This is a genomic window from Streptomyces sp. NPDC060064, assembly GCF_042736455.1.
GTDB lineage: Bacteria > Actinomycetota > Actinomycetes > Streptomycetales > Streptomycetaceae > Streptomyces.
Window position 1 is genome coordinate 1 of the sequence record NZ_JBHWWF010000020.1, and the last position, 26,606, is coordinate 26,606.

The 26,606-nt window shown below is 69.2% G+C and carries 28 protein-coding genes, 1 pseudogene and 1 riboswitch; of the genes and pseudogenes, 17 read left to right on the top strand and 12 right to left on the bottom strand.

Annotation, left to right across the window (positions count from 1 at the left end; all coding sequences use genetic code 11):
• Positions 1 to 90: 90 nt before the first annotated feature.
• Complete coding sequence (gene bcp, locus ACFWDI_RS23285; protein WP_327323842.1) at positions 91 to 558, bottom strand: thioredoxin-dependent thiol peroxidase; 468 nt, start codon at positions 556 to 558, stop codon at positions 91 to 93.
• Between the two features lie 127 nt (positions 559 to 685).
• On the opposite strand from bcp, the gene ACFWDI_RS23290 reads away from it, so the two are divergent.
• The 3 genes from ACFWDI_RS23290 to ACFWDI_RS23300 all read left to right on the top strand — a co-directional run bounded on the left by ACFWDI_RS23290 (position 686) and on the right by ACFWDI_RS23300 (position 1,914).
• Positions 686 to 1,006 (top strand): DUF3618 domain-containing protein, encoded by a 321-nt coding sequence (locus ACFWDI_RS23290; RefSeq protein ID WP_385306497.1) that lies wholly within the window; start codon positions 686 to 688, stop codon positions 1,004 to 1,006.
• An 82-nt stretch (positions 1,007 to 1,088) separates the two neighbouring features.
• Entirely contained in the window at positions 1,089 to 1,391 is a 303-nt protein-coding gene (locus ACFWDI_RS23295; RefSeq protein ID WP_153485104.1) for a co-chaperone GroES, read from the top strand.
• Between the two features lie 105 nt (positions 1,392 to 1,496).
• Positions 1,497 to 1,561, top strand: a riboswitch (guanidine-III (ykkC-III) riboswitch).
• A 32-nt stretch (positions 1,562 to 1,593) separates the two neighbouring features.
• On the top strand, positions 1,594 to 1,914 hold the full coding sequence (locus ACFWDI_RS23300) for a multidrug efflux SMR transporter (RefSeq protein WP_327323840.1): 321 nt from the start codon (positions 1,594 to 1,596) through the stop codon (positions 1,912 to 1,914).
• Here ACFWDI_RS23300 and ACFWDI_RS23305 read toward each other — a convergent pair.
• Positions 1,908 to 4,286: a transglycosylase domain-containing protein gene (locus tag ACFWDI_RS23305; RefSeq protein WP_385306500.1), complete on the bottom strand. Its 2,379-nt coding sequence runs from the start codon at positions 4,284 to 4,286 to the stop codon at positions 1,908 to 1,910. The two genes, ACFWDI_RS23300 and ACFWDI_RS23305, sit on opposite strands and share 7 nt — an antisense overlap.
• 125 nt (positions 4,287 to 4,411) lie before the next feature.
• Between ACFWDI_RS23305 and ACFWDI_RS23310 the strand changes: the two genes are divergently transcribed.
• The 4 genes from ACFWDI_RS23310 (at position 4,412) to ACFWDI_RS23325 (ending at position 7,843) form a co-directional block, all read left to right on the top strand.
• Positions 4,412 to 5,212 (top strand): ABC transporter permease, encoded by an 801-nt coding sequence (locus ACFWDI_RS23310; protein ID WP_385306502.1) that lies wholly within the window; start codon positions 4,412 to 4,414, stop codon positions 5,210 to 5,212.
• Positions 5,205 to 6,029: an ABC transporter permease gene (locus tag ACFWDI_RS23315; RefSeq protein ID WP_385306504.1), complete on the top strand. Its 825-nt coding sequence runs from the start codon at positions 5,205 to 5,207 to the stop codon at positions 6,027 to 6,029. The genes ACFWDI_RS23310 and ACFWDI_RS23315 overlap by 8 nt, the downstream gene beginning before the upstream one ends.
• An 11-nt stretch (positions 6,030 to 6,040) precedes the next feature.
• The gene (locus tag ACFWDI_RS23320) at positions 6,041 to 7,000 is read left to right on the top strand and encodes an ATP-binding cassette domain-containing protein (protein ID WP_362687183.1); all 960 of its coding nucleotides are present in this window, start codon (positions 6,041 to 6,043) and stop codon (positions 6,998 to 7,000) included.
• 114 nt (positions 7,001 to 7,114) lie between these two features.
• A complete protein-coding gene (locus ACFWDI_RS23325; RefSeq protein WP_385306506.1) occupies positions 7,115 to 7,843 on the top strand; it encodes a DUF1707 domain-containing protein in 729 nt (242 codons plus the stop codon).
• A gap of 17 nt (positions 7,844 to 7,860) precedes the next feature.
• On the opposite strand, the gene ACFWDI_RS23330 is transcribed toward ACFWDI_RS23325, so the two are convergent.
• Positions 7,861 to 9,096 carry an SGNH/GDSL hydrolase family protein gene (locus ACFWDI_RS23330; RefSeq protein WP_385306508.1) on the bottom strand — a complete coding sequence of 412 codons (1,236 nt, stop codon included), beginning with the start codon at positions 9,094 to 9,096 and terminating at the stop codon, positions 7,861 to 7,863.
• Between the two features lie 528 nt (positions 9,097 to 9,624).
• Between ACFWDI_RS23330 and ACFWDI_RS23335 the strand changes: the two genes are divergently transcribed.
• On the top strand, positions 9,625 to 11,046 hold the full coding sequence (locus ACFWDI_RS23335; protein WP_385306689.1) for a DUF445 domain-containing protein: 1,422 nt from the start codon (positions 9,625 to 9,627) through the stop codon (positions 11,044 to 11,046).
• A gap of 186 nt (positions 11,047 to 11,232) precedes the next feature.
• Here ACFWDI_RS23335 and ACFWDI_RS23340 read toward each other — a convergent pair whose 3' ends face one another.
• Positions 11,233 to 12,195 (bottom strand): CHRD domain-containing protein, encoded by a 963-nt coding sequence (locus tag ACFWDI_RS23340; RefSeq protein ID WP_385306510.1) that lies wholly within the window; start codon positions 12,193 to 12,195, stop codon positions 11,233 to 11,235.
• Between the two features lie 182 nt (positions 12,196 to 12,377).
• Between ACFWDI_RS23340 and ACFWDI_RS23345 the strand changes: the two genes are divergently transcribed.
• Positions 12,378 to 12,869, top strand: coding sequence for a hypothetical protein (locus ACFWDI_RS23345; protein ID WP_385306512.1), 492 nt, complete (start codon positions 12,378 to 12,380; stop codon positions 12,867 to 12,869).
• A 200-nt stretch (positions 12,870 to 13,069) separates the two neighbouring features.
• On the opposite strand, the gene ACFWDI_RS23350 is transcribed toward ACFWDI_RS23345, so the two are convergent.
• Positions 13,070 to 13,924, bottom strand: a complete 855-nt coding sequence (locus ACFWDI_RS23350; protein WP_385306514.1) for an excalibur calcium-binding domain-containing protein — start codon at positions 13,922 to 13,924, stop codon at positions 13,070 to 13,072.
• 108 nt (positions 13,925 to 14,032) lie between these two features.
• Between ACFWDI_RS23350 and ACFWDI_RS23355 the strand changes: the two genes are divergently transcribed.
• Positions 14,033 to 15,223, top strand: a complete 1,191-nt coding sequence (locus ACFWDI_RS23355) for a hypothetical protein (RefSeq protein ID WP_385306515.1) — start codon at positions 14,033 to 14,035, stop codon at positions 15,221 to 15,223.
• On the top strand, positions 15,220 to 15,963 hold the full coding sequence (locus tag ACFWDI_RS23360) for a hypothetical protein (protein ID WP_385306516.1): 744 nt from the start codon (positions 15,220 to 15,222) through the stop codon (positions 15,961 to 15,963). The genes ACFWDI_RS23355 and ACFWDI_RS23360 overlap by 4 nt, the downstream gene beginning before the upstream one ends.
• A 109-nt stretch (positions 15,964 to 16,072) precedes the next feature.
• On the opposite strand, the pseudogene ACFWDI_RS23365 reads toward ACFWDI_RS23360, so the two are convergent.
• Together ACFWDI_RS23365 and ACFWDI_RS23370 are read right to left on the bottom strand one after the other, a co-directional pair.
• Positions 16,073 to 16,246, bottom strand: a pseudogene (locus ACFWDI_RS23365) (Scr1 family TA system antitoxin-like transcriptional regulator); the annotation flags it as partial.
• Between the two features lie 435 nt (positions 16,247 to 16,681).
• Positions 16,682 to 17,842 (bottom strand): nitrous oxide reductase family maturation protein NosD, encoded by a 1,161-nt coding sequence (locus ACFWDI_RS23370; RefSeq protein ID WP_385306518.1) that lies wholly within the window; start codon positions 17,840 to 17,842, stop codon positions 16,682 to 16,684.
• A gap of 309 nt (positions 17,843 to 18,151) precedes the next feature.
• On the opposite strand from ACFWDI_RS23370, the gene ACFWDI_RS23375 reads away from it, so the two are divergent.
• Together ACFWDI_RS23375 and ACFWDI_RS23380 are read left to right on the top strand one after the other, a co-directional pair.
• Entirely contained in the window at positions 18,152 to 18,568 is a 417-nt protein-coding gene (locus ACFWDI_RS23375) for an alpha/beta fold hydrolase (protein ID WP_385306519.1), read from the top strand.
• A gap of 150 nt (positions 18,569 to 18,718) precedes the next feature.
• On the top strand, positions 18,719 to 20,794 hold the full coding sequence (locus ACFWDI_RS23380) for a collagenase (protein WP_385306520.1): 2,076 nt from the start codon (positions 18,719 to 18,721) through the stop codon (positions 20,792 to 20,794).
• Between the two features lie 163 nt (positions 20,795 to 20,957).
• Here ACFWDI_RS23380 and ACFWDI_RS23385 read toward each other — a convergent pair whose 3' ends face one another.
• Both ACFWDI_RS23385 and ACFWDI_RS23390 read right to left on the bottom strand, forming a co-directional pair.
• Positions 20,958 to 21,332 (bottom strand): hypothetical protein, encoded by a 375-nt coding sequence (locus ACFWDI_RS23385; protein WP_385306522.1) that lies wholly within the window; start codon positions 21,330 to 21,332, stop codon positions 20,958 to 20,960.
• Between the two features lie 314 nt (positions 21,333 to 21,646).
• Positions 21,647 to 21,871: a hypothetical protein gene (locus ACFWDI_RS23390; RefSeq protein ID WP_327323823.1), complete on the bottom strand. Its 225-nt coding sequence runs from the start codon at positions 21,869 to 21,871 to the stop codon at positions 21,647 to 21,649.
• A 314-nt stretch (positions 21,872 to 22,185) separates the two neighbouring features.
• Between ACFWDI_RS23390 and ACFWDI_RS23395 the strand changes: the two genes are divergently transcribed.
• From ACFWDI_RS23395 to ACFWDI_RS23405, 3 genes are read left to right on the top strand one after another with little or no spacing between them, the layout of a single operon-like run.
• Positions 22,186 to 22,443 (top strand): hypothetical protein, encoded by a 258-nt coding sequence (locus tag ACFWDI_RS23395; RefSeq protein ID WP_385306524.1) that lies wholly within the window; start codon positions 22,186 to 22,188, stop codon positions 22,441 to 22,443.
• Positions 22,418 to 22,951: a DUF6879 family protein gene (locus ACFWDI_RS23400; RefSeq protein ID WP_385306526.1), complete on the top strand. Its 534-nt coding sequence runs from the start codon at positions 22,418 to 22,420 to the stop codon at positions 22,949 to 22,951. Before ACFWDI_RS23395 ends, ACFWDI_RS23400 begins: the two co-directional genes overlap by 26 nt.
• Positions 22,952 to 22,976: 25 nt before the next feature.
• Complete coding sequence (locus ACFWDI_RS23405; RefSeq protein WP_385306528.1) at positions 22,977 to 23,828, top strand: helix-turn-helix domain-containing protein; 852 nt, start codon at positions 22,977 to 22,979, stop codon at positions 23,826 to 23,828.
• Positions 23,829 to 24,258: 430 nt separating this feature from the next.
• On the opposite strand, the gene ACFWDI_RS23410 is transcribed toward ACFWDI_RS23405, so the two are convergent.
• Genes ACFWDI_RS23410 through ACFWDI_RS23420 form a run of 3 tightly spaced genes read right to left on the bottom strand, consistent with a single transcriptional unit; the run spans position 24,259 to position 25,875 of the window.
• Complete coding sequence (locus ACFWDI_RS23410) at positions 24,259 to 24,822, bottom strand: dihydrofolate reductase family protein (protein ID WP_385306530.1); 564 nt, start codon at positions 24,820 to 24,822, stop codon at positions 24,259 to 24,261.
• Between the two features lie 55 nt (positions 24,823 to 24,877).
• Positions 24,878 to 25,273 carry an IS5 family transposase gene (locus tag ACFWDI_RS23415; RefSeq protein ID WP_385306532.1) on the bottom strand — a complete coding sequence of 132 codons (396 nt, stop codon included), beginning with the start codon at positions 25,271 to 25,273 and terminating at the stop codon, positions 24,878 to 24,880.
• 41 nt (positions 25,274 to 25,314) lie between these two features.
• The gene (locus tag ACFWDI_RS23420) at positions 25,315 to 25,875 is read right to left on the bottom strand and encodes a TetR/AcrR family transcriptional regulator (RefSeq protein ID WP_385306534.1); all 561 of its coding nucleotides are present in this window, start codon (positions 25,873 to 25,875) and stop codon (positions 25,315 to 25,317) included.
• Positions 25,876 to 25,970: 95 nt separating this feature from the next.
• Between ACFWDI_RS23420 and ACFWDI_RS23425 the strand changes: the two genes are divergently transcribed.
• The gene (locus tag ACFWDI_RS23425; RefSeq protein ID WP_385306536.1) at positions 25,971 to 26,573 is read left to right on the top strand and encodes a DUF2867 domain-containing protein; all 603 of its coding nucleotides are present in this window, start codon (positions 25,971 to 25,973) and stop codon (positions 26,571 to 26,573) included.
• Positions 26,574 to 26,606: the final 33 nt, after the last annotated feature.

A 26,606-nucleotide genomic window follows, 5' to 3' on the forward strand; every position in this document is an offset into this window, starting at 1 on the left:
ACTATCTGGGTGTCCGTCGCCCCGGGGTGGGGTGCGGGGACGGCCCCGCCCCGCCGGGGGGTGCGGGCCCTTCCGCGAACAGGGGGCCTCTCAGACGCCCAGGTCCTTGATGATCTTGGCTACATGGCCCGTCGCCTTCACGTTGTACAGCGCGCGCTCGACCTTGCCCTCCTCGTCGACCACGATCGTCGAGCGGATCACGCCGGTCACCGTCTTGCCGTACAGCTTCTTCTCGCCGAAGGCGCCGTAAGCCTCCAGCGTCTCCTTGGACGGGTCGCCGACCAGCGTGACCTTCAGGCTCTCCTTCTCGCGGAACTTCGCCAGCTTCTCCGGCTTGTCCGGGGACACGCCGATCACGTCGTAGCCGGCGCCCGTCAGCAGCTCCAGATTGTCCGTGAAGTCGCAGGCCTGCTTGGTGCAGCCGGGGGTCAGAGCCGCCGGGTAGAAGTAGACGATCACCTTCCGGCCCTTGTGCTCCGCGAGCGAGACCTCGTTGCCGTCCGCGTCGGGCAGGGTGAAGTCGGGGGCGATGTCGCCGGGCTGGAGTCGCTCGCTCATGGTTCTCCTTGAGGGGACGTGACGGTGTACGCCGTCGAGCGTAATAGGGGTGCCGTTGGGTGCGGTGGCGGCCGAGCTGACAGACTGTCGAGGAAGGACTACCGGAAACGACCACGGAGGCAGCGCGGTGTCGGATGCCAGGACCCCTGCGCAGATCGAGGCGGATATCGTCCGCAGGCGCGACCAGCTTGCCGAGACGCTCGACGAGATCGGGGTGCGCGTTCACCCGAAGACGGTCATCGGCGACGCGAAGGCGAGGCTCGCCTCGACCGTGGATCACACCGCAGGGCGCGCGGTCGTCGCCGTGAACCGCGCCGTGTCCGACGTCAAGGCGCAGTTCGTCTCGGAGGACGGCGGGCCTCGGCTGGAGCGACTGGTGCCGGTGGCCCTGGTGACCGTGGCGGTTGTGGGGCTGCTCGCCTTCTCGGTGAGAAGGCGCCGGGCGTGACTCAGCGGCGTACGGAACGGTCCCGGGCAGGTAGGTTCGAGGCGTGAGCGACAACACCACCCATGACAAGCTGCCCATCCGCATGCTGCACGACCGCGTGCTGGTGAGGACCGACATCCCGGAGGGTGAGCGGCGTTCCAGCGGCGGCATCGTCATTCCGGCGACCGCCGCGGTCGGCCGGCGCCTCGCCTGGGCCGGAGTGGTCGCGGTGGGGCAGAACGTACGGACCGTGGAGCCGGGTGACCGGGTGCTGTACGACCCCGAGGACCGCGCCGAGGTCGAGGTGCGCGGTGTGGCGTACGTGCTGATGCGGGAGCGCGATCTGCACGCGGTCGCCGCGGACCGTTTCCAGGGGTCCGAGGATTCCACCGGGCTGTACTTGTAGGACGCGCGAAAGGCCTGGTCAGAGGCCGGACTGCAGACAGAAAGTGGGCGGAAGGAGGGCTGGTGGCAGACGTCGCCAGCCCTTTCTGATGGGTCCTTTACGCCGCCTTTGCTAGGTTTGGCCGATCCCGACGAGACGCGCCGTACCGGGTAACGCAAAGACGACGCACCCCGCTGAAAGTCCGCGTCTCGGAGGTGCCGTCATGGCCTGGGTTCTGCTTGTTGTCGCCGGTCTGCTCGAAGTCGGCTGGTCGATCGGAATGAAGTTCACCGACGGGTTCACCCGGCTGTGGCCGAGTCTGTTCACCGGGCTCGGGATCGTCGCGAGCATGCTGCTGCTGTCGCACGCCGCCAGGACCCTGCCGATCGGTACCGCCTACGGCGTCTGGGTCGGTATCGGTGCGGCCGGTGCGGCGGTGGTCGGCATGCTGGTGCTGAACGAGCCGCTGACCGCCGCCCGGATCTTCTTCGTCTGTCTGCTGCTGGTCGCGGTGGTGGGGCTGAAGGCGACCTCGGGTCACTGACGACGGGCCGCGCGGGTGGGCTTGCTGCCCGCCCTGCCATCGGCCGTACCGCCGGTGTCCGTACCATCGTCGTCCCTACCGCCGTCGCTCATCCGTCTACGGGTCGTGGTGCCGCCGCCGTCCGTGCCGCCGCCGTCCGTGCCGCCGTCGGTCTCGCCGCCGGCGTCCGTGCCACCGTCGGTCTCGTCGCCGGTCTCCGTGCTGCCCTCGGTCGGTTCCTGCGTGTCCGGGGTCTCCGGCGTCTCGGACGGTTCCTCCGAAGACTCGGTCGGCTCCGGGGATTCCTCGGGCTCCTCCGATTCCCACGGGGGCCGCACCTCTTCCGCGCCCTCCTGCAGCTTCAGGTCGAACTCCTCGACCTCGGAGCCCTCGAGCGCAGCACCCGTGAACTGGCCCCAGATCTTCGCCGGCGCACCGCCGCCGTTGATCCGCGGCAGCCCGAGCGCCCCGTACAGCGGCTTGTGCACGCCCGTGACCGGGTCCTGGCCCATCACCGCGACCACCGTCGCCAGATCCGGGGTGTAGCCGGCGAACCAGGCGGCCTGGTCCTCTTCCGCCGTGCCGGTCTTGCCTGCCGCGGGGCGTCCCGCGGACTGTGCCGCGGTGCCGGTGCCGCCGTCGACCACGCTCTGCAGCATCGAGGTTGTCGTGTCGGCGGCCTCCCGGCTGACGGCATGCTCCTCGGCCGCCTTGGGGACCGGTACGTTCTCGCCGCCCTTGGTCACCCTCTCGACCAGCGTGTACGTGCCGTGCCTGCCGTGGTTGGCGAGGGTCGCGTACGCCTCCGTCATATCGAGGACGCTGGCGGTGGCCGGGCCCAGCGCGATGGAGGGGGAGGCGGTCAGGTCCGGGGTGTTCTCGGGGATTCCGAGGTGGATCGCGGTCTGCTTGACCTTGCCGGGGCCGACGTCCATGGCCATCTGCGCGTAGACCGCGTTGACGGACTTGTCGGTGGCGGTGCGCACGGTGATGGGGCCGTACGAGAACTCGTCCTCGTTGGCGGGGCTGTAGGGCTTGCCGCTCCAGCCCCGCACGTAACGCCTGTTGGTGCCGTCGTAGACGGTGTTGGGGGTGATGGTTTCGTCGTCCTGGGTGGTGGACTCGTTCTGGACGGCGGCGGTGAAGACGAACGGCTTGAAGGTGGAGCCGACTTGGTAGTCGCGGCGGGTGGCGTTGTTGACGTACTGCTTGGTGTAGTCGACGCCGCCGTACATGGCGACGACCTTGCCGGTGGCCGGGTCGATGGAAGCGCCGCCGACGCGGACGTTGCGGTCGGCCTCGCGGCCCTTGTCGAGCTTGGACATCACCTGGTCGTCGACGGCTTTGGCGAAGGCCTTCTGCTTCTTGCGCTCGAGCGTGGTGGTGATCCGGTAGCCCCCGGCGGCCAGGGTGTTCTCATCGATGATCTTGTTGTTGGTGAGGTAGTCCTCGACGGCCTGGACGAGGTAGCCGCGCTGGCCGGAGAGGTTCGTCGCGGGCTTCGCCGTCTGCGGCACGGGGAACTTCATGGCCGCGCGGTCGGCGGGGCTGAGCCACTTCTCCTTGACCATGCCGTCGAGCACATAGTGCCAGCGCCGCAGCGCCGCGGCCCTGTTCTCGGGGTGGGTGGCGACGTCGTACGCGCTCGGGGCGTTGAGGAGCGAGGCCAGATAGGCGCCCTTCGCGGTGTCGATGTCCTTGATGTCCTGGCCGTAGTACGCCTGGGCCGCGGCCTGGATGCCGTACGCGTTGCGTCCGAAGTAGCTGGTGTTGAGATAGCCCTCGAGGATGTCGCTCTTGCTCTCCTCACGGCCCAGCTTGATCGAGATGAAGAACTCCTTGACCTTCCGGGAGACGGTCTGCTCCTGACCCAGGTAGTAGTTCTTGACGTACTGCTGGGTGATGGTGGAGCCGGACTGCTTGCCCTTGCCGGTCAGCGTGTTCCAGCCGGCGCGGACCATCGCCTGGGGGTCGACGGCGCGTTCGGAGTAGAACTCCCGGTCCTCGGCGGCGAGTACGGTCCGCTGCACCGTCAGCGGAATCTGCGCGAGCTTGACGTTCTCGCGGTTGATCTCGCCGTCGCGGGCGATCTGCGTGCCGTCCTTGAAGAAGTAGACATTGGACTGGCCGGTGGCCGCGGCGTTGGCGGGTGGGATGTCGACGAGCATGTAGCCGGCCAGGAAGCCGCCGATCAGCAGCAGTGCGACGATCAGGAATGTGCCGAGCACCATCCGCCAGGTCGGAATGACACGGCGCCAGCCGGTGCGCCCGGTGCGGCCCTTGCCGGCGTTCTTGCCCCTCTTCTCCTGCTTCCCGGGGGCGGACGCGGGCCCCAGTCCGACGACGGTCGCGTCCTTGGGTGTCCAGCCCTGTTGCTGTGGCTCGTCGCTCATGTCACTCATATTGCCCGTTTCCCCGGCGCAACCCCTGGACCTTGGCGGCCGTAAAGCGGTCGCGGCGGCCGCCCGCCCTGGGCTAGGGTCGTGCGCTTTGGTGCCCGGCGGCGGAGGGGGTCGACATGCGGCTTTACGCGGTCGTTGCGGCGGGTGCGTTCCGGCGCTATGCGACGTACCGGGTGGCCACGGCGGCAGGCGTGTTCACCAACACCGTCTTCGGCTTCATCATGGCGTACACCTATATCGCCCTGTGGGACGAGCGTCCGCACCTGGGCGGGTACGACCTCTCCCAGGCCCTCACCTATGTGTGGCTGGGACAGGCACTGCTGATGACCTGCGCCATGATGGGCGGCGGTTTCGAGGACGAGTTGGTCGAGCGGATCCGTACCGGCGATGTCGCGATCGACCTGTACCGGCCCGCCGACCTTCAACTGTGGTGGCTGGCCGGCGACTTGGGGCGGGCGGCCTTCCACCTCATGGGTCGCGGGATCGTGCCGATGGTGCTCGGTGCGCTCGCCTTCGATCTGGCGCTGCCGCTCTCGCCGTTGACGTGGCTCGCCTTCCTGGTGTCGGTGACCCTGGGCGTGGTGGTGAGTTTCGCGGTCAGGTTCCTGGTGGCGCTCTCCGCGTTCTGGCTGATGGACGGGGCCGGGGTGATGCAGATCTGCGGGCTGGCGGGGATGTTCTTCTCCGGGATGCTGCTGCCGCTGAACCTGTTTCCGGGCACGCTGGGTGAGGTGGCACGGGCGCTGCCCTGGTCGTCGCTGCTGCAGGTCCCGGCGGATGTCTTCCTCGGCAGGCGCACCGGGTGGGGGCTGGTCGAGGCGTACGCCTTCCAGGGCGGCTGGGCGCTGGCGCTGCTGGCCGCGGGGCGGGCGCTTCAGACGATCGCGACACGCAGGGTGGTGGTCCAGGGTGGCTGAGGCGCCGTCGGTGCTGTCGAACGGGCTGCGGGCGTACGGCCTGATCGCGGCGATGTGGATCCGCTCCACGATGACGTACCGCGCGTCGTTCGTGATGACGGCGTTCGGGAACTTCGCGGCGACCGCCTTCGACTTCGTCGCGATCCTGCTGATGTTCTCGCACGTCGACGCGCTGGGCGGCTACTCGCTGCCCGAGATCGCCTTTCTGTACGGGGCGGCGGGCACCTCCTTCGGCCTCGCCGATCTGGTGATGGGGTCGATGGACCGGCTGGGGCGGCGGGTGCGCGACGGGACGCTGGACACGCTGCTGGTGCGGCCCGTTCCGGTGCTCGCGCAGGTGGCCGCGGACCGGTTCGCGCTGCGCCGGCTGGGACGGATCACTCAGGGGCTGCTGGTGCTGGGGTACGGCCTGCTCGTCCTGGACATCGACTGGACGCCGCTGCGGGTGCTGATGCTGCCGCTGATGGTGCTCAGCGGCGGGGCGATCTTCTCGGCGCTGTTCGTGGGCGGGGCGGCGTTCCAGTTCATCGCGCAGGACGCCTCGGAGGTGCAGAACTCCTTCACGTACGGCGGGAACACGCTGCTCCAGTATCCGCCGACGATCTTCGCGAAGGACCTGGTGCGTGGCGTGACGTACGTCGTGCCGCTGGCCTTCGTCAACTGGCTGCCCGCGCTGTATGTGCTGGGCCGGCCCTATCCGCTGGATCTGCCGCAGTGGCTGGCCTTCCTGCCGCCGGTGGTCGCGGCGGTGTGCTGTTGGCTGGCCGGGCTCGCGTGGCGGGTGGGCCTTCGTTCGTACCGGAGCACGGGGAGCTGAGGGGGGACTTCATGGATTTCATCGAGCTCGAGGGCGTCGAGAAGGTCTTCGACGTACGGCGCAGGACGGGCAGGCTGCGCCGCGAGAAGCATCAGGTGCGGGCGGTCGACGGGATCAGCTTCCGTGTGCCGCGCGGTGAGATGGTCGGCTACATCGGTCCGAACGGGGCCGGGAAGTCCACCACCATCAAGATGCTGACGGGGATTCTGACGCCGAGCGGCGGGCGGCTGCGGGTCGCGGGCATCGATCCGTCCCGGGAGCGTACGAGGCTGGCGCAGCGGATCGGCGTGGTGTTCGGGCAGCGCACGACGCTGTGGTGGGACCTGCCGCTGAAGGACTCGTACCGGCTGGTGCACCGGATGTACCGGATCCCCGACAAGCGGTTCCGGGAGAACCTGGACCGCTGTGTCGAACTCCTCGATCTGGCCGAGTTGTTGGACGTGCCGGTGCGGCAGCTCTCGCTGGGGCAGCGGATGCGCGGGGACATTGCGGCGGCGCTGCTGCACGATCCCGAGGTGCTGTATCTCGACGAGCCGACGATCGGGCTCGATGTGATCTCCAAGGCGAAGGTGCGGGAATTCCTGCGGGACCTGAATGCCGAGCGGTCGACGACGGTGCTGCTGACCACGCACGATCTGACCGATATAGAGCAGCTGTGCAAGCGGGTGATGGTGATCGACCACGGACGGCTGATGTACGACGGGGCGCTCGCCGGACTGCACGAGGTGGGCGAGAGCGAGCGGACCCTGGTGGTGGACTTCGAGCGCGAACTGCCGCCGGTGGCACTGGACTCCGCCCGCGCGGTGAAGGTGGAGGGGCCTCGGCAGTGGCTGGCCTTCCCCGCCTCCCAGTCGGCGGCGCCACTGGTGGCGGCGCTGGCGGCGGAGTACCCGCTGGTGGATCTGTCGGTGCGGGAGCCGGACATCGAGGCCGTGATCGCGAAAATGTACGCGGAGAGATCAGGTCTGTGACTGCGTGGCTCCGTGGCTCCGTGGCTCCGTGACTTCGTGACTTCGTGACTCTTTGACTGTGTGACTCTGTGACCGGCACTGGGAGGGCGGATCGGCCTTGACTAGGCTGCCGGTATGACGAGCGAACTCCCTGAGATGCGTGCCTCCGACTCCGAGCGCGAACGGGTGGCCGAGCGGCTGCGTGAGGCGGTGGCGGAGGGGCGGCTCGACATGGAGGAGTTCGAGCAGCGCCTGGACGCGGCCTACAGGGCGCGTACGCACGGCGAGTTGGAGCCGCTGGTCAGCGACCTTCCGGTGGGCGGCCTGCCGGTGGTGGGCACGGCGCCGTCGCCGGTGGCCACCGGGTCCGGTGGCTGGGCGCAGCGTGTCGGCGGACCGGCGACGTCGAACGGGGCGTTCGCGTTCTGGGGCGGGTTCGGGCGGAAGGGCACCTGGACGGTGGGCCGGAAGTTCACCACCTTCACTTTGATGGGCGGCGGCGAACTCGACCTGCGCGAGGCCCGTTTCGAGGACCGCGAGACCGTGATCCGCTGCTTCGCGATCATGGGCGGTGTCCACATCGTCGTACCGCCGGACCTGAACGTCGAGGTCGGCGGTTTCGGCCTGATGGGCGGCTTCGGCGAGCAGGGCCAGAGCGAGGGCCTGCCGGACCCGGCGGCGCCGCGGGTGAGGATCACGGGCTTCGCGATCATGGGCGGCGTGGGCGTGGAGCGCAAGCGCACCCGGGCGGAGAAGCAGCGGCTGAAGGCGGAACGGGCGGAGCGGGCCGAGCTGGAGAAGCAGCCGAGGCTGAAGAAGGGGCTGGAGAAGGACGAGCGCGACGGGCGCAAGGAGCTCGGCTGAGGCCGTTCCGGCGGGCGTTACAGCCGCGCCGGGTCCACGGCCCTGGCCATCCGCGCGTAGCCGGCGTCGCTGGGGTGGAGATGGTCGCCCGAGTCGTACGCCGGGCGCAGCCGGTCGGGTGCGTACGGATCGCGCAGCGCCCGGTCGAAGTCGACGACCGAGTCGAAGATCCGGCCGGTGCGGATGGCCGCGTTGACCTTGTCGCGTACGGCTTCGAGGGCCCGGGTGCAGTGGCGGTGCCCGGCGCAGGGCATCAGGGTCGCGCCGACGACGCGGAGGCCGCGCGCGTGGGCCTGCCGGGTGAGCTCGGCGTAGCCGGCCGTGAGCCGGTCGGCGCTTGTGTCCGGCCCGCGCAGCAGGTCGTTGATGCCGATCGCGACGATCACCGTCCTGACGCCGGCCCGCGCGAGCACATCGCGGTCGAAGCGGGCCAGCGTGCTGGGGCCGCGGCCGTCGGTCAGCAGGCGGTTCCCGCTGATGCCCTGGTTGAGCACGCCGTAGTGGTGCCTGCTGTGGCGGTTGAGCCGGTCGGCGAGTACGTCCGGCCAGCGGCGGTTGGCGTCGGAGGTGGAGGTGACCCCGTCGGTGATCGAGTCGCCGATGGCGACGACCGCGCCGCGTGTGTCCCGGGTCAGCACGTCGACGCCGCTGAGGTGCTGCCAGGCGCCGGTCCGCCGGGTGTACGCGTCTCCGCCGGCGTCCTGCGTACGGTCGCCGTCCGCGATGTACGAGGTCTGGCGCGCCTGCGGGTGGACGGTGACCGGCTCGCCGGGGGAGGTGGTGGCGACGGTGACGAGGAGATCGCCGTCGTACGGGATCCCGAGCGCGACGGGGTCGCTGACGCGCTGCCCGCCGACCGCGAGGGTGACGGCACCCGCGCCCTGGAACGTCACCCGTCGCAGAGTCCCGGCCACGGCCGCGGGACCGTGGCCCGCGCGCACGGCCAGCGAGACCTGGGCGATCTTGAGCGGCTGCTCGCCGAGGAGGTTGGTGAGGGTGATCCGGGCGGCGGTCCCGCCGATACTGGTGTGCACCACATTGCGTACGGACCGGCCGGCGTGGCCTCCGACGGCGGGGGCGGCCTTGGCGGGTGCGGCGGCCCAGGTCCCGACCCAGACCGCGGGCGCGGCGACGGGCGCACGGGCGGCGGTCCGGCCCTGGGCGGCCCCGACGCCGAGGTATATCGCGCCGCTGACGAGGGCGACCACGGTGGTGAGGGCGGCGAGCGTCGCGTACCCACGGCGTTTGTTCATGAGCACATCATCCGACATGGCGCGGGAACTCGATGTGCGCCCCAGGAGTACCTGAGGTAGGGACAATGCGTACGAGGCGCGCGCGGACGGGAGGACCGGATGGAACGTACAGAACCGGATCAGCCGGACCAGCCGAGCGAGTCGGCCGAGCCGGGCCTGAAGGGGCAGTCGGCCGAGCCGAGCGGTGCAGGCGAGCCGGGCCAGGCGGGTGAGGCGGGCCAGTCGGCGCGGCCGCGGCCGACAGAGCAGCCGATCCGGACAGGCCGGCCGGGCGGGCCGGGCCTGACGGGGCAGTCGGCCGAGCTGAGCCAGGCAGGCCAGCCGGGCGGTGCGGGCGAGGCGGGCCAGTCGGCGCAGCCGCAGCCGACAGATCAGCCGGGCCGGTCGTCCGAGCCGAGCCAGGCAGGCCAGCCGGGCCGGGCGGCCGAGCCGGGCCGGGCGGACCAGTCGGGCGTGGCAGACGGCGAGTCGGCGCAGCCGCAGCCGACGGATCAGCCGAGCCGGACAGGCCGGACAGGCGGGCCGGGCCTGACGGGCCAGTCGGCGCAGCTGCGGCCGACAGATCAGCCGAGCCGGACAGGGAGGCCGGGCCAGACCCCCGAGCTGAGCGGGGCAGACCAGCCGAGCCGGTCGGCCGGGCCGGGCCCGGCAGCGGGGCCGGGTCCTCGCCCCCGTATCCCCCTTCCCTCCTTCGCGTACACCGAGGCCGACGCCGAAAAGCAGCGCGGCGTACGACGCATGAAGCTGACCGCGACCGGCCTGCTCCTCCTCGTCGCGGTGATCTTCGCGCTCGCCACCTGGGCGAAGAACTCCGGCGCCGGCCCCTGGGCCGGCTACATCGCCGCCGCCGCCGAAGCCGGCATGGTCGGCGCCCTCGCCGACTGGTTCGCCGTCACCGCGCTCTTCCGGCATCCCCTCGGCCTGCCCATCCCGCACACCGCGATCATCCCGAACAAGAAGGACCAGCTCGGCGCCTCGCTCGGCTCCTTCGTCGGTGAGAACTTCCTCTCCGGCGACGTCGTACGGACCCGGCTGCACGCCCTCGGCATCGGCGGCCGCCTCGGCGCCTGGCTCGCCGAGCCCGCCCACGCAGACAGGGTCACCGCCGAGCTGTCCACCGCGCTGCGCGGCGCGCTCACCGTGCTGCGCGACTCCGACGTCCAGGCGGTCGTCGGCGAGGCGATCACCCGCCGCGCCGACAGTGCCGAGATCGCCCCCGGCGTCGGCAAGACCCTGGAGAAGGTCGTCGCCGACGGCGCACACCACCGCGCCGTCGACCTGATCTGCGGCCGTGCCCACGACTGGCTGGTCCTGCACTCGGACTCGGTGATGGACGCGGTCGAGGGCGGGGCGCCGGGCTGGACCCCGCGCTTCGTGGACAAGAAGGTCGGCGAACGCGTCTACAAGGAACTGCTGCGCTTCGTCACCGAGATGCGTGACATGCCGGGCCACCCGGCGCGCGGCGCGATCGACCGCTTCCTGACCGACTTCGCGGCCGACCTCCAGTCGGACACGGACACCCGCGCCCGGGTGGAGCGTATGAAGTCGGAGCTGCTGTCCCGTTCCGAGGTGCAGGACGTGATCGCCTCGGCCTGGTCCTCCATACGGGGCATGATCATCTCGGCGGCGGAGGACGACCACAGCGAGCTGCGGCTGCGCGCCCGCGCCTCGCTGCTGACGCTGGGCGCGCGGCTGGCGACGGACGGCCGGCTGCAGTCGAAGCTGGAGGGCTGGCTGGAGGACGCGGCGGTGTACGTGGTGACCACGTACCGCGCCGAGATCACCTCGCTGATCTCGGACACGGTCGCGAGCTGGGACGCGGAGCACACCTCGCGCAAGATCGAGGCGCACATCGGCCGCGACCTGCAGTTCATCCGGATCAACGGCACGGTGGTCGGCGCACTGGCGGGCCTGGTCATCTACACGGTGGCACACGCGCTGGGCGCGTGACCGGTTCCCTGCCGTACCCGTACGGTCACGCGCCCAGCCACCTGGGGAGGTGCTGTTGAGTACGTACGGCGGGACGGAAGTGTTCAGTACGGCTGCGGGCCGACGGGCCCACGGGCCGGGCTGCGAGCCGGGCCGGGTGACCGCCCAGGAATCGGCGGCCACCCCTTCCGCGGGGACCGACCGGGCTCAGTGGAGGAGCTGTCCGCGCACCGCACCGTCCGGGAACTCGGCGGTGTGGATGTTGGCGTAGTAGTTGCGCGGGTTGGCGCGGACACGCTTCACCACGTCGGCGTTCTGTCCCTCCAGCTTCCCGGAGACCGCGAAGATCCCGTCCGGCACGGGCCGGTTGAAGAAGTTGAAGACGACGTCGCCGTTCTTCCCGAACGCGCCCTTGTGGATATGGCCGTTGGTGGGGCTCTTGATGTTGACCCAGGCGAGCGAGTAGTCGACGTTCGTCCCCTTCGGCTGCAGGAACGTCACCGCGTGCCCGTCCGGGTCGCCGACCTTGGACGCGTCGTTCTTCGGGACTTCCTGGTCGCCGTCGGACAGCGCCCGCAGCTTGCCGCCCTTGATGATGTCGAGCGGGTTGACGTTCTTGTGCAGCGGCTTCAACTGGCCCCGCACCGCGCCGCCCGGGAACTCCGCGCTGTGCAGGTTCACATAGAAGCCGGAAGGGTTGCTCCGGATGCTGTCGGCCAGCTTGGCGTCGGTGATGGCCACCTGCCCGGCCGCCGAGTGGACGGAGTCCGGCATCGCGGTGCCGAAGAGCGGGACCTTCACATCGCCGTTCTTCCCGGCGGCACCCTGGTGAATGTGCCCGAGGCTCGGCACGAACCCCTTCCACTGCAGGGCGAAGGTCACCCGGTCGCCCTTGACCTTGACGAGGGCAACGGCCCTGCCGTCGGGGTCGTTCACGGCGGGCCCGCCCTTGACCGGCACCTCGTTGGCGCCGGAGAGGTGGGCGGCGAAGGCGAGCGCGTGCCCGCTGGAGGGCTTGGTGAAGGTACTGGCGTCGCCGGCCGAAGCCTGGCCGCCGGCCGATGCGTGCTCCCCGTGGCCGTCATGACCGCTGTGTGCGAGCGCCGGAGTAACACCTGCAACACCAAGCACAATTGCGGCGGCGGTAACAGCCGCATAACGCTTCTGCATTGTTTTGATCCTCCCGTTGGGACCGACTCCGTCTTGGGTCGGTCGCGATGGAGTACGCGGCCCGCAGTCGGCTCGTTCAAAAGAAGATTTCTTGAATTCGATTGAACCGTGGGTCAGTTGCCGTCGTACAACTCTGCGTAACCATCACTCTCGCACCCACTCACCAAACCGGGGGAACCACCATGCGCAGCACCCGTAAAACTTCACTGCTCGCGGCACCGCTCGTAACGGCCGCGCTGCTGACCCTGTCGGCCTGCGGCGGCTCCACGGACGGCTCCGGGGACGACGCGGCCAAGCCCGCGCGGAAGCCCGCGGCCGCCGCCTCCGTCAAGACCGCGGACTCGGCGCTCGGCAAGATCCTTGTCGACGATTCGGGCCGTACGCTGTACGGATTCACCAAGGACAAGCCCGGCGCGGGCAATTGCGACGCCGACTGCATCGCCGTCTGGCCGGCCCTCACCTCCGCGAAGGACGTGAAGGCGGGCGCCGGCGCCGACGCCGCCCTGCTGAAGGAGACGAAGCTCGGCGAGGGCGCGGAACAGGCGACGTACGGAGACTGGCCGCTGTACTACTACGTGGGCGACGCGACGCCCGGGGACGTGAACGGCCAGGGCCTGGACGGGGAGTGGTTCGTGATCGCGGCGGACGGAAAGCTCATCAAGAAGGCGGTCTGACGTCCGCCTGAAGGGCTGCGGAATTTAATCTTCCCTTCATAAACCGTGAGCCTATTGCTCATCGGTTTCGCATTCTCCTTATCTCTCCCATGAACCTGCGACGGCCGTGGCCCATCCCCGGCCGTCGCGGCGATGCCCATTCCCGGTAGTCGCGCGTCCCATCCCCTCGGCGGGTGACTACCGGGAATGCGGTACGCGGATCACTCGCAGCCGACGCCGTCCCCGTCGCGGTCGAGGTGCCGCCCATAGCCGGGATCCCCGGCATGAACGGGAGCGGCACCGGCGGCCCGTGCGGCGGCGCAGTTGGCGTAGTACGTGCCCCCGGACCCGCCTCCGCTGCCGCCCCCACTGCCTCCACTGCCTCCGGTCGTGCCGCCGCTTCCTCCGCCGGACGACTCGCAGCCGACGCCGTCGCCGTCCCGGTCGAGGTGCGGCGCGTAGCCGGGCTCCCCTTCGCGGACGGGATCGGCGCCGGCCGCTCGTACGGCGTCGCAGTTCGCGTAATAGACCTTGGGCGGCGCGGGCTTCTTCGCCTTCGCCTTCGCGGGCGTGGGTGTCGGCGTGGGCGCCGGCGCGGCCACGGTGATCCGTACGACGGCGGTCCCGGTCAGCGCCGGCGAGCCCTGCACATCCACCTGGTACGTGAACTCGTCCGCGCCGCCGTATCCCTTGGCGGACCTATAGACGATGGTCGACCCGTCGACCTTCGCGGTGCCATGACCCGGCAGGGTGGCCAAGTCGATCGTGAACTCACCAGCACTCAGGGCGACTTCCAGGGTGCTGGGCGTACCGCCCTTGCGTGTGAGTGTGTCGTTGTCCAGCACCTTCACCACGACCGGCTTCGCGGAGTCGGCGCTCTCCTCGTCATCGACGAGTGCGAGAGCCGACGCGGGCGAAGGCGTCGCGGCCGGGGCCTTCTTGGGCGCCGCGCTCGTCGTGGCCGCCTCGGACTTCGCGTCGTCGGCAGTGCCCCCACACCCCACGAGCCCGACCGCCATCACCACGGCGCAGGCCGCGATCGCGCTGTTCGCGCGGATACTTCCTCTCCCAGACATGTGCCCCCCAAGGCAGTTGGTTCCGAACTGAGGGCCCGAGCTTGGCACTCCGACGAAGGCCAGGAAGGGGAAATGTGATGGAACGTCGTCCAATTGTGATGAAAGTGTGTGCACAACGGGTGTGCCGCCCGCGACGCCGCAGCCACGGCAGAACAGGCCGCCAAGGACGCACGCGCAGCCGCAACACGTGCCGACGTGGCCGCGACCGCGGCAGAAGAAGCGGCGAAAGACGCCCAGAAGTACGCAGATGACGCGCAGAAAGCCGCGGAATCCGCCGAGCGGAAGGAGGCCAACCAGCAGGTCGCGGCGGGCGCCGGGACGGGGATCGCAGGCACGTTCTACATCGTCGACAAGGTCACCGAGGCGGGACCGGCCAAGCAGCTCAACGCATGCGACTATGTGCCCCAGGGCTGCACGGTGACGTACGAGCTGCGCCTCGATATCACGGTCAGCTACTACTACTGCCTCAACCCCGACGTCCCCGCCACCGAGGCCGGCTGCCCGAAGCCGGACACGCTGTTCCTCGGGACGGAGACGCTCAAGGACCAGAAGAACAACTGGACCCATCACTTCAGCTTCGGTGACATCACCCGGATCGGCTGGCAGAACCTCTTCGGGGAGACGGCTGGCGCCATCCTGTACGAGCTTGTGCTGGGTGACGTCGCCCGGTGCTACCACCACGACAAGTCCAGCTGCGCTTGGGCCGCCGCGATGGTCGTGCCGCCCTCGATGTTCACGAAGCTCGCCGAAGCGGTCAAGCTGGCCGGACGGGTCGAGCAGGCCATCAAGACCGGTGAGAACGCCGCGCAGGTACTCGCAGATCTGAAGAAGATCTACGGGGAGAAGGGCGCCCTCGAGGTCGGCGACGCCGCCAGCGCGGCGGGCATGGGGCTGCGTATCGCGGCCGGCGTGGCGGAACGGGCCAAGATCGCCCGGGGCGCCCTCGACCCCAAGCTGCTGGACAGGCTCAAGGACGCCGGCGTGAAGTTCAACAAGGCGGACACGATCTGGGTGATCGAGTACGCCAAGCCCGGCGTGCCCCTCGCCTGGCTCGAGAAGGGCACCGTCAACGCGGGCCTGATCCACATCATGTTCCGGCACGCGGGAGAGTTCGCGACCGCGGGGGTCCGGGTGGAGGACATCCCGGCCCTCGTGAAGACGGCCCTGACCGAGGGCACGAGGGTCGGGACCCAGGGGGCGGGAAGGCCGATCTACGAGGTCGCCTTCAATGGCAAGACCCAGCGCCTGGCCATTAGCGTGGGCGACAACGGATACGTGATCGGAGCCAACCCCGTATGACCCTCGAAGAACCGCGGCACGTGCTTGTGCAGGCCCGGGGTGAGCCGTCTGCGCTGTACGAGCCGGAGGACCCCGGGGCCTACGAGGACCTCGGCGCCTTCACCCGCAATGTCCCGCTGGACGACAACCGATTGGTTCTCCCGACAGATCTGGCGGAAGCGCTGCGCTCCTGGTCGCTGTCCCGCCCGCTGGAGGGTTTCACCGCCCGCCCGGACCTGCGCAAGCACGTCAAGCAGGGCCTGGCGGTCGCCCAGCGACTGGCCAGGCAGCTCGGGCCATCGTGGTCGGTGCGCTACTGGGACGAGCGCCACCGGACGGCGAAGTGGGTGTGCTGGGGCTGCGACCGCCTCCACTGGGAGCGCGACAGCCACGGCACACCGGCGCACCCGGTCGACCTCACGGTCGAAGGCGAGTACAAGTACGGTCCACTGCGCTCCGACGGATTCGGGGACTTCTTCCCCGACGATCCCGCCGCCGCGCTGGACTTGTCCGACGACCTCGTCGCCGATCTGTACACGTGGGCGAAGAGCATCAACACCACGCTCAACCTGTACCTGCAAGACCGGGAGGAGAGCAAGTACGAGGACGAGTGGCAACGGCTGTTCCGTGAAGGGATGGAGCTGGCGAGACGCGTCGCCCACGAGGTCGGCCCTGCCCGGAAAGTGACCTACAAAGGCATGGCACATGGTGGTCTGGCGGCGCTGACGTCAATCACCTGGCAAGGGGACCGGCAGTTGTAGGCGCGAGCTGAATGTGGCCGGTGGAGGGGAGAGAAGAATCATGGACCTCCGCTCCACCGGCCACACTGCTTCAGCCTCGATGCCAGCACTTTCTTCGTGTTGGCCGGCTCAATGGCGGGTTCTCGCGCTCCGGGATGCGCTGCCGCTCCATCCGCGCCGCAACCCGGGTATCGAGGCTGCCCTCGGTCCGGACGCCGAGCGCAGCACGCGCACACGCCTCCGTCTGCAGCAAGCCGTAAACCAACTGCGCCTGGAACGTGGAGATGTACGCCGCCCGCGCCTGATCCGCTGGAGCGACGGAAAGCGCACCCTCCACCCGGACCTTTCCCCGTCCGGCTTCGGCAGGGCGGTCGAGATGCAGGCCGCCAACTCCCTGTGGAACGCCCAGGTGATGACCGCCGGCAACTACAACACCAACGGCCACCCGACGACCTCGTCATCCGCTGGTCTGGCTTTGTACGCGAGCAATGGGTTCTGGCACAGATCTTGGGGAGCGAACGCGGAGGGTGACCGCAGTGTTCGATTGCGGTACACGGCTCGAGCGTGAGACCGCGTACGCCGTACCGCCGAACAACGAGTAGTGACGCACCGTCAGGTATCTGTAGATCTCCCTCATTTGTGGTAGCAGCCGGTGATGGTGCTGGTCATGCAGGCCGACGCATCGTTTTGGGCTCGGGTCGGCCGCACGGGTGGCCGACCCGCCGCCGTGTCCGCCCGGCTACGGCCTCACGGTCGCCGTGGCGGTGAAGCCGCAGCACTGGAAGGTCTGCACGGGCGCGCCCGACGTCCGCTTGATCCGTACACCGTCGAGCAGCGCGTTCGTGTCGACCGACGACGCGACGACCGCGACCCCGTGGACGCCGCCCTCGATCCGGTCCTTGCGGGCTGTGAACCGGCCGTCCTGAAGTGCCATGCCGACGAACGAACTCCGCACGATGTCGTTGCGGCCGATGTCGATCGACCCGCCGACGGCGTAAATGCCGACCTGGTTGCCGACGAGGCTGTTGTGCTGCACCACGGTGCCCGGCGTGTCGGCGACGATGCCCGAGTGCTGGAACTCGTTGAAGAAGTCGGGGCCGCAGTCCGGATCGGGCTCCCGGCACTCATTGCCCCTGACGACGTTGCGGGTGACGCGTCCGACCGCGCCGGCCACGAACTCGATGCCGTCGGTCGACAGCTGCCGGTGTCCGGTGACGGTGCTGTGGTCGACGGTGGCCCTCGACCCCGAGTTGAGGACGACCACGCCCGCGCCCTGGTAGCCCGAGATCTCGGTGTCGTGGATGGTCGCCGAGCCCGTACCGGTCGGCAGGTCCCCGACGAGGACGGCGTTCGCGCTGCGGAAACAGCGCGCGGCGGGAGTGTCGGTGATGTGGGTGACGGCGGCGCGGCCGAGGTCGAGGTGGGCGCCCCCGAGCACCCGAATGCCGGAGCCGAGCGCACCGGCAGTGCATGTGCCGGAGCCCGGTCCGCTGACGGCGAGTCGGGACAGCTTGACGGATGCGCCGTTGTGGATCTCGACGATCGAGGTGCCGCCGTCGTCGCCGGGGGCCAGCGTTTGCGGGGCCAGAATCGTCGTCCTCCGGGCGCCCGAGCCGGTGATCGTCAGATCCTTGCCGATCACCACCTGCTCACGGAAGACGCCCGGCGGGACAGTGATCCGGTCACCGGGCCGGGCGGCGTCGACCGCCGCCTGGATCGACGGAAAGCCCTTGGCCTTGGAGACAACCAGGTCGCGTGACGGGCCGGCTGACGCCGACCCCGACCCCGACGCCGACGCCGACGCCGACGCCGACGCCGACGCCGGCACCAGCTGGCAGGCGATTGCGGTGACGACGCAGAGGCCCAGACGGGCGGCCGTCCTGATGTGGGGGATTGCCATTCCGAATCCGTTCCCGTGCGGTACTCACACCATGGGTCCGGGGCATTCCGGGACCCGCCTGCCGGACGACCCGGCCGCGCGGTCAACGTATCCACGGCCGTGAGGGCGGGCACTCCGGGACGTCCGACAGGGTTTCCGGCTCCCTCTGACGGCCGATCGACGGGCCCGTCCGGGGGACGAGCACGCGCGCGTCGGCCGTGGGTGCGGTCACCGGACGGCCGTCCCCGGGAGCAGACCGCCCCGACCAGGCCGGACGGTGACCTGGCCTTCGACTGGGAGATGGTGCCGGCCGTCAGGAGGCAGATCGACGTGCCTGACCCCAGGTGGCTGGAGCGACTCAGCGGGATCACCGCCGAGACCCTCGTGGTGGTCGGCGGCCCACGCAGCCATGTGCCCCAGGACGGCATCGTCGAGCTGGCCCGCCGCGTCCCCGGCGGACGGGTGGTCACCATCCCGGTTGGACACCTGATCCACCATGCGGCGCCGGAGGAGTTCACGGAGGCGGTGTCGACCAAGGAGTGGGCCCGTACGGCCCGTCCAGCCGGTCCCGTACCCATGTCGCCGTCGTGCCACCGGGATTGCTCGCCCGCGCCGCCCGCGCCGCCCGCGAAGCCCGCGCCGCCCGCGCCGCCCGCGCGGTCCGGGGCGGAATCCGCGCACCAGAGTGGGGATGGAGAGGCACCGGCTCACCTCAGGGTCGACGGTCGTCCCTCGAAGCCGGCATGAGCCTGCCCAGCGATCACGTAGTTCCGTCCGGGAATCTCAAGGTCCCCGACAGGATCGCTTTCTGACGAGACATCAGTTTCTTCTGTTGCTTGCATCCCTCTTTCACTGCCATGTGAACTGTGAAATTGTACGGTCACACTTTCCGCGGGCATGACAGCTCCGGAAGTGCTCAACTTCCGTTGCCATCACGGTCCGCAACCCCCCACCGCCGTGCCCCACGCACGGCTGCCGACCGGCCTGGAGGCCATCGCCATGCGCAGACCCCCCACCCTCAGGAAGCTCGCCCAACTGCTGATACCCACCGTGGCCGCCGCCGGCCTGGGGCTCACGATGCTCGCCCCCAATGGCGCGGCGGCCCCGGCCGGCGCCGGGGCACCCAAGCCCGCACCGAGGTCCGCCCCCGCTCCACAGCCCGCCTCCGCCACCGTGCTTGCCGCCGATCTCGCACCCGGACACGCCGTCGACCCCGCGCGATCGGCCACGAAGACCTCGAACCCCGCGCAACGCCCTCCGCTCCCCGCGGCCCAGAACGCCGCGGAGCGCAAGCGGGCCCGCTCTGCGGCGAAGGCCGCGGCGGACTGCAACGTCAGCGACTTCACCTCGAAGACCGGCGCCGCCCTGGTCGAGCAGATCAAGCAGTCGGAGACCACCTGCATCAACACGCTGTTCAGCGTGACCGGTGAGGACTCCAAGGCCCTCTTCCGCGAGGAACAGATGGTCACGGTGGCGAACGCACTCAAGGATGTCGCGACCAACTACCCGGGGGACAACAGCACTTTCGCGACCCAGGTGGTGCTGTATCTGCGCGCCGGCTACTACATCCAGTACAACCAGCCGGAGAACGTCGGCGAATACGGCCCGACGCTGAAGAGCGCCATTCAGGGCGCCCTGGATGCCTTCTTCGGCTCGTCCCACGCCTTTGACGTCACCGAGGCCAACGGGGAAACCCTGGCAGAGACGGTCACCCTGATCGACAGCTCCGGGGAGAACACCCGCCACCTCGACGTGGTCAAGCGCCTGCAGAAGGACTACAACTCGTCGTACGACCAGTTCTACGGGATGCTCGCGGCGGTCAACAACACCTACACCGTGCTCTTCCGCGGCCACCAGCTGCCGGAGTTCGTGGAAGCCGTGAAGGCGGACCCGAGCGTCCTCACCGGACTGCGTGACTTCGCCGTCGCCCACGACGATCTGCTCGGCACCGACAAGTCCTACCTGGCCAGCAACGCCGGACGCGAACTCAGCCGCTTCCTGCGGCACGCCGACCTCAAGGACACCGTCAAGCCGTTGGTCAAGGAGCTGCTCGGCCGCAGCGAGATCACTGGACGCACCGCCCCGCTCTGGGTCGGCCTTGCCGAGATGACGGATGAGTTCGACAAGGAGAACTGCGCCGAGTACGACACCTGTGACCTGCAGAACCGCGTGCGCGGCGCCGTGCTGACGGTCAAGCACGTATGCGGTCCGAGCGTGAAGATCCTCGCACAGGAGCTGACCGCGTCCGAACTGTCGGCCACGTGCGACAGCGTCCTCAAGCAGGACCCGGTCTTCCACAACATCGTCAAGGACAACGGTCCGGTCAAGGACGACAACAACACCAGCATCGAGATCGTCGCCTTCAACTCCAGTACCGACTACAAGACCTACGCCGGTGTCGTCTTCGGCGTCGACACCAACAACGGCGGCATATACATGGAGGGCGACCCGGCCGCTGAGGGCAACCAGCCGCGCTTCATCGCCTACGAGCAGCGGGCCCAGGACGGCGCCTTCCAGATCTGGAACCTCAACCACGAGTACACCCACTACCTCGACGGCCGCTTCGACATGTACGGCGACTTCGCGGCCGGGCAGACCACCCCGACCGTGATGTGGATCGAGGGTTTCGCCGAGTACGTCTCCTACTCGTACCGCGGCGTCACCTACGACAGGGCGATCGAGGAGGCGGGCAAGAACACCTACAAGCTCAGCGAGCTCTTCGGGACCACCTACGACAACGCCGACACCACCCGTATCTACCAGTGGGGCTATCTGGGCGTCCGTTACATGCTCCAGTCGCACCCCGAGGACGTGGCCACCCTGCTCGGCCACTACCGCGCCGGCGAGTACGACGCGGCTCACAGCCTGCTCCGCGACACCATCGGCACCAAGTACGACATCGACTTCGCCGACTGGCTGAGCAAGTGCGCCGGCGGCGACTGCGGCCAACTGCCGTCCCGGAGCGGCCGGTGACCGGGGCCTCGGTCACCGGCAAGAACTGAGCCAGGAGAGCCTGGTGTCCCGCGCATCGTTCGTGCGCGGGACACCGGGCTTCTCCACTGTCGACGGCCCGTCCGCGGGCCGGCACCGAACCTGACGGCTCGGACAGACCCGCGCCGGCGGACCGCTCGAGCCGTCATTCGATGGTGAGACGACCCGTGCGCAGGATGTCGTGGTTGGCGAAGAGGCCGTCGAGCTGGACCTCGCGGGTCAGGTGGCCGGTCCACTTCGCGTCAGGCAGATCACGGTACGAGAGGGCCCTGACGGCTCGGGCCCTGGTGCATTGGGTGAGGATCCACCGGGCCTGCGTCTGGCCGGTGGGCGGGTTGGTGTACATGCTCGCGGCCAGCCGCCACAGGTGGTCGCCGGTCGCGGTGTCCGACTCGATGACGCCGACGATGGCGATGTCGCCGAGGCTGCGGGAGTCGCTCGACTGTGTGGTGTACGCGACGGTCAGGCCCTCCAGCGGGAAGACGGTGAGGCGGCTGCGTGCGGAGAGCAGGGTGGCCACGGGGCGGGTTTCCGTTCTGCGCTCGAGGGTGCGCGGCCCGCTGGGGGAGACGGGCCGCGCGGGGGATCGGGTCAGCAGCCGTCGCCGTCGCCGCAGAGGTGACGAGCCGTTCGAAGAGCTCGGCGTCGACGAGCTGTCGGCCGGTGATCTGTTCCGTTGCGAGAGCGGTCATGTGATGCTCCTTGGGTGCGTCCTCGGCGCGAGGCCTCCCCTCACGCCGTCGTGCACGCGGGTCCCTCAGGGGGTCCCGTCACCGCCTCGGCCGGGGTTCCTGGCCGGAGTCGTCGGCCGAGGCGGAGCTCAGATGTCGGTGGCTACGGGCAGCACGGGCCCGCGTACACCTCGATGTCGAGGACGTGGACGCCTTCCCGGCCGCGTGCTGTGCCGACACTGCGCGCGCCGACGGTCAACGGCTTGCCGCACCAGACGCAGGCTCGCCCGGCGTACTGCTCCCAACTCAGATCTCCGGCCGCGGGCAGCACGCGCGCGTCGGCCGTGGACGCGGTCACCGGGCGGCCCTGCAGCGGGGGCAGGCGCACGGCGGGAAGGCGAGGGAATCCGGTAGCCGCTCGGGGTCACCCGTCGGAACTGTGAGCCGCCATGCCTCGCGCCGCCGTCTGGATGCGGCGTCCGCCCGGTACACCTTGATCGTCATCACAGGCCGTCCCCTGTCGAGTCGTCAGAAGCGATGACTCGAACGTAGGGAGGGCATGCACGCGCACACCAGTAATGTGCATCGATGTGCACACAGCCACCCTGGTAGTCGAGTTGACTGATTCGCGGTCTTGACCCAGCGCAACCGATGAATGACGGTGGTGCACATCAGCGCACAATCCGACCGTGGAGGACAGCCATGGCCTTACAGTTCATCGGCATCGACCCGGAGTCAGGACAGACCGGCTCACCGACTGCCTGGGTCGACCTGGAGAACGCAGACATCGTGCTCCAGAGCTACACCGCCGACGACGAGACACGAGACCAGTGCGTCAAGAACACGGCGCCCGGACACGACAAGGGGATCCCCGCCCACGAGTCGGTGATCCGTATCCCCGCCCGCCTGGTCCCCATGCTGAGGGAGGCCTGCGATGCCGCAGAACGAGCTGCGCTTTAACGACCTGCTGGAAGCCGCGCAGCACTCCGCCGTCCACTTGGAGATGCGGGACGTGTACGGAGTCGGCGACGAGGCGGACGACTTCACTCGATGGCAGGAGACCGGATGGCGGGACGGAGACCCCGGCTCCGCCTACTGGGCACCCTGGGTCGATTTGATCTCCCGGGCCAAGGACCGCGGTGTTGCCGTGCGACGGGCGCGCATCGTGTCCGAGCCGGTCACCGACTACATCCGATACGAGCACGCTGGGACTCACGTCAACGTGCACGCCGGCGAGCAGGTGCGCTGGCTGCCGCGCCGGCGGGCAGTCGATCTGATGCTTCCCGGCTGTGACCTGTGGATCTTCGATGAAGCGCAGGTACTGTTCAACCACTTCACTGGCCAGGGGGATTGGGCGTCACCGCCGCTCGAACTGCGCACCGAGCCCGGGATCGTCAAGCAGTGCCTGGATTCCTTCGAGGCGGTATGGGACCGAGCCATACCGCACGACCAATACGAGATCCGCTAACAGAAAGCACCGGACCGGCCAGCTCATGCCCAACTCCCCTTCGTCCTCGGCCCAGGCTGCCCGCAAGAACGTGGCGCGGCAGCTACGCGACCTCCGAAAGGACGCCTGTCTCACGGTCGTCGAGCTGGCCACACGGTGCGGGTGGCACCACGCCAAGACATCCCGTATCGAGAACGCGAGGACGCCGCCGTCGCCGACGGACATTCGACTGTGGTGCCGCACCTGCAACGCCGTCGACCGGGCTCCGGATCTGATCGCGGCGTCGCGGCACGCGGAGTCGCTGTACACGGAGTGGCGGCGCCGGACCCGTGCCGGGCTGCGGCAGCTGCAGGACAGCTACGTGCAGCTGTACCGGTCCACCGGCTTGTTCCGGGTGTACTCCCCGACGCTGGTGCCCGGACTGCTACAGACGGAGGGCTACGCGCGAGCCCTCTTGAGCGCGAACGCCCGTCTCCTCGACGTGCCAGACGATGCCGATCAGGCCGCGGCGGCACGCCTCGAACGCTCACAGATCATCCACGAGCCGGGGCACCGCTTCGTTCTGCTCATCGAAGAGAGCGTCCTCTACTACCAGTTGGGCGACTCGGACGCGATGGCAGCCCAGTTGGGCTACCTGCTGACCGCGGGCGCGCTGCCGGCGGTGTCGCTCGGCGTCGTCCCGATGGCGGCCCGGGAGCGGGTTCTGTGGCCGCAGGAGGTGTTCCACGTGTACGACGACACGCTCGTGTCGGTGGAGCTGCTGTCGGCGCAGGTGAACATCACGCAGCCGAGCGAGATCGCCCTGTACCTGAAGGCATTCGAAGAGCTGCGGAGCATGGCCGTGTACGGGCAGGCGGCACGCGCGCTGATCGTGAAAGTAATCGATGCCCTGAACTGACCCGGATGCATGAATGCGCCCCTCTTACCCGAACGTGGGGGCGTGCCGTGCTCTCGGCCTTCCCGAGCCAACTCCGGGACACCCTTGTGGAGATCACAGCTGGCGCTGCTCCTGCCCCGTGGGGGACGGGGCCGCCGCCGCTATCGGTCAGTGGCGTGGAAGGTCAGCTTCCGGCGTTCCGGCGGCGGCGCCATGAGACCAGGGCTCCACCGGCAGCGGTGAGGGCCGCCGCAATGGCGGCGATCAGAGGTTCCTGTGTCGACTGGGACAAACAGGTTGTTGACGCGGCATGTCTCAACCGGCCTGGAAGGAAAGTCAGTTCGGCCCGTGGTCGGCAGCCCTCTTTACGATGGCAGGCCGTCGCCGTGAGGACGACCCTGCGGCGCGTGTGCATGGAGTCGCAGGACAGACAGGAGTTTGACGACAGGACCTAGCGCGCCACGCGGTAGCGGAGGTAGACGAATCTCGAGCTGAAGGTGCGGGTCTCGACGAGTTCGAGATCCACCCGGCGCTCGCGCTGGGGAAAGAACGGAATGCCACCGCCAACCAGCACCGGGTAGACCATGGCCCGGTACTCGTCGATCAGACCCAACGCGGCCGCCTCGGCGGCGAGAGTCGCGCCGCCGATCGCGATGTCGCCCTCCCCCGGCTCGGCTCGCAACCGCTCGATCTCCTCCGCCAGGCCGCCGGAGGCCAGGCGGGCATTGCCCTGCACCGCCGACAGCGTGGTGGAGAACACCACCTTTGGGAGCGGCTTCCAGAGCGCGGTCCACTCGCGATCTGAGTCGTCGAGCGTTGGATCCTGGTCGGCGGTCTCCCAGTACAGCATCGTCTCGTACAGCCGTCGTCCCAACAGGTGGATGCCGACCTGTCGAATCTCGTCGATCCAGAAGCGAAAGACCTCTTCGTCGGGGGCAGACCAGTCGAAGTCGCCGTCCGGCCCGACGATGTAGCCGTCGAGTGAGACGTTCATCGAATAGGTCACGCTGCGCATCAGAAGTCCTCCTCGGGAACGGGTTCGACAGTCTGACCGCCGGACGCCGCAGGACTCATCGCGGCTCGCGGGATCCCCTGGGCCAAGGCGGTTCCTTCTGGGCCTGGCCGTCCCGGCGTGCCCCGGCGGCGTGCTGGTGAGTCCGGCAGATCGTGGAGTCGACGTTCACCGTCCGCCCGATGCGACCACGCGCGTTGGCTCGCGCCCGGAGCTTGGTGAGCAGCCCTGCCCACACTCCCAGGTGCTGCCAGCGGCGGAACAGTCCGTGGACCGTCTGCCAGGGCCCATAGCAGGGCGGGAGATCCCGCCACGGAGCCCCGGTCCGCACTCGCCACCGGATTCCGTCGATCAGCATCCGCTTCGACCTGGACGGCCTGCCCGTCGTCGCTGCAGCCGGCAGAAGCGGCTCCGGCACGGCCCATTGATCATCTGACAGATCTCCCCGCCCCACGTGAGAGCGACGCCCCGTGCGGGTGACGATGGCGGGGGCGGCTACTCCAGCAGCCGCTGCCTGATCAGCTCCATCACTTCCGCGCGGCTGCGCTTGCCGTTGTCGGCGGCGTTGAAGTGGTTGCCGATGCGCACCGAGACGGCGAGCAGGCAGCGGACCTCGACCTCGTCCTCGTCGGGGCAGAAGGAGGAGAACAGGGAACGCAGGTAGTCCATACGGCGGTTGTCGACGCGGCGCAGGCGCTCGGCGACGGCCGCGTCGCGGCGGGCCCAGTCGCGGATCGCCATATCGGCGGTGGTGCCCCGCACCGGCCCGTCGGTGGTGGCGGCGACGATGGCGAACAGCCGCTCCAGTCTGGCCCTGGCGTCTCCCCCGCCGCTCTCAACCTGCTCGATCACGCTCTCGGCGACCTCGTACTCCCAGGTGTCGAGCATTTCGGTGAGCAGCGCGCCCCGGTTGCGGAAGTACCCGTAGAAGCCACCCTTGCTGACGCCGAGTGCCTGCGCCAGTGCCTCGATCCGGACGGCTTCGGGGCCGCCCGCGACCAGTGCCCGCAAGCCTTCCTCGATCCACTTGCCGCGTGGCGTGCGGGTCGCGCCCATGGTGTGTGCCTCCTCACGTCCATGCCGAGTATACGGGGGCGTATAGATGGGTCTACGCTCGATATATACGCCACCGTATAGACAGGGGCCTGCTCATGCGACTTCCCCGGACCGCCCACACCGACCGCCCCTGGCGGATCCACGAGATCGCCGACGACTTCACGGTCGAGGACGTGTGGGCACTGCCCACCCCCGGCGGACCCGACGACCTTGTGTGGCTGGTGCGCCAGTTCGCCGAAGGACTCAGGAGCGGGGTGAAGGGAGAAGGTCCCGTCTCCCGCGTGCTCTTCGCCGTCCGCTGGAAGCTCGGAGCACTGCTCGGCTGGGACAAGCCCGGTACCGGCATCAGCACCCGGCTGCCTTCCCTGCGCGACCGGTTGCCGGCGGACCTTCGCGAGGGCGCCCAGGGTCCCGACCTCGGCTCGTCCTCGTTCACCTCCCTCTATCAGAGGGACGACGAGTGGGCCGCCGAGATGGGCAACAAGACCGTGCACGCGGTGATGCACATCGGCTGGGTCCCGGACGGGTCCGGCGGCTACCGCGGCCAGATGGCCGTCCTGGTGAAGCCGAACGGGCTGTTCGGCATCCTCTACATGGCCGCCATCAAGCCCTTCCGGTACATCGGGGTGTACCCGGCGCTGATCCGCTCCATCGGCCGCGAGTGGCAGGCGAACGCCGCCGGGCGGAGCCTGCGCTGACCGGCTCCGTCCTCAGCCAACGCGCGGCGCATC

Excerpts from the sequence above, each read along its gene's own strand:
- ACFWDI_RS23325 (WP_385306506.1), top strand. The coding sequence starts at position 7,115 with ATGACGAGCGAACTCCCTGAGATGCGTGCCTCCGACTCCGAGCGCGAA.
- ACFWDI_RS23420 (WP_385306534.1), bottom strand. The coding sequence starts at position 25,875 with ATGGGCGCGACCCGCACGCCACGCGGCAAGTGGATCGAGGAAGGCTTG.
- ACFWDI_RS23405 (WP_385306528.1), top strand. The coding sequence starts at position 22,977 with ATGCCCAACTCCCCTTCGTCCTCGGCCCAGGCTGCCCGCAAGAACGTG.
- ACFWDI_RS23370 (WP_385306518.1), bottom strand. The coding sequence starts at position 17,842 with ATGGCAATCCCCCACATCAGGACGGCCGCCCGTCTGGGCCTCTGCGTC.
- ACFWDI_RS23310 (WP_385306502.1), top strand. The coding sequence starts at position 4,412 with ATGCGGCTTTACGCGGTCGTTGCGGCGGGTGCGTTCCGGCGCTATGCG.
- ACFWDI_RS23360 (WP_385306516.1), top strand. The coding sequence starts at position 15,220 with ATGACCCTCGAAGAACCGCGGCACGTGCTTGTGCAGGCCCGGGGTGAG.
- ACFWDI_RS23380 (WP_385306520.1), top strand. The coding sequence starts at position 18,719 with ATGACAGCTCCGGAAGTGCTCAACTTCCGTTGCCATCACGGTCCGCAA.
- ACFWDI_RS23300 (WP_327323840.1), top strand. The coding sequence starts at position 1,594 with ATGGCCTGGGTTCTGCTTGTTGTCGCCGGTCTGCTCGAAGTCGGCTGG.
- ACFWDI_RS23345 (WP_385306512.1), top strand. The coding sequence starts at position 12,378 with ATGCGCAGCACCCGTAAAACTTCACTGCTCGCGGCACCGCTCGTAACG.
- ACFWDI_RS23350 (WP_385306514.1), bottom strand. The coding sequence starts at position 13,924 with ATGTCTGGGAGAGGAAGTATCCGCGCGAACAGCGCGATCGCGGCCTGC.
- ACFWDI_RS23425 (WP_385306536.1), top strand. The coding sequence starts at position 25,971 with ATGCGACTTCCCCGGACCGCCCACACCGACCGCCCCTGGCGGATCCAC.
- ACFWDI_RS23330 (WP_385306508.1), bottom strand. The coding sequence starts at position 9,096 with ATGAACAAACGCCGTGGGTACGCGACGCTCGCCGCCCTCACCACCGTG.
- ACFWDI_RS23400 (WP_385306526.1), top strand. The coding sequence starts at position 22,418 with ATGCCGCAGAACGAGCTGCGCTTTAACGACCTGCTGGAAGCCGCGCAG.
- bcp (WP_327323842.1), bottom strand. The coding sequence starts at position 558 with ATGAGCGAGCGACTCCAGCCCGGCGACATCGCCCCCGACTTCACCCTG.
- ACFWDI_RS23295 (WP_153485104.1), top strand. The coding sequence starts at position 1,089 with ATGCTGCACGACCGCGTGCTGGTGAGGACCGACATCCCGGAGGGTGAG.
- ACFWDI_RS23320 (WP_362687183.1), top strand. The coding sequence starts at position 6,041 with ATGGATTTCATCGAGCTCGAGGGCGTCGAGAAGGTCTTCGACGTACGG.
- ACFWDI_RS23410 (WP_385306530.1), bottom strand. The coding sequence starts at position 24,822 with ATGCGCAGCGTGACCTATTCGATGAACGTCTCACTCGACGGCTACATC.
- ACFWDI_RS23395 (WP_385306524.1), top strand. The coding sequence starts at position 22,186 with ATGGCCTTACAGTTCATCGGCATCGACCCGGAGTCAGGACAGACCGGC.
- ACFWDI_RS23305 (WP_385306500.1), bottom strand. The coding sequence starts at position 4,286 with ATGAGCGACGAGCCACAGCAACAGGGCTGGACACCCAAGGACGCGACC.
- ACFWDI_RS23340 (WP_385306510.1), bottom strand. The coding sequence starts at position 12,195 with ATGCAGAAGCGTTATGCGGCTGTTACCGCCGCCGCAATTGTGCTTGGT.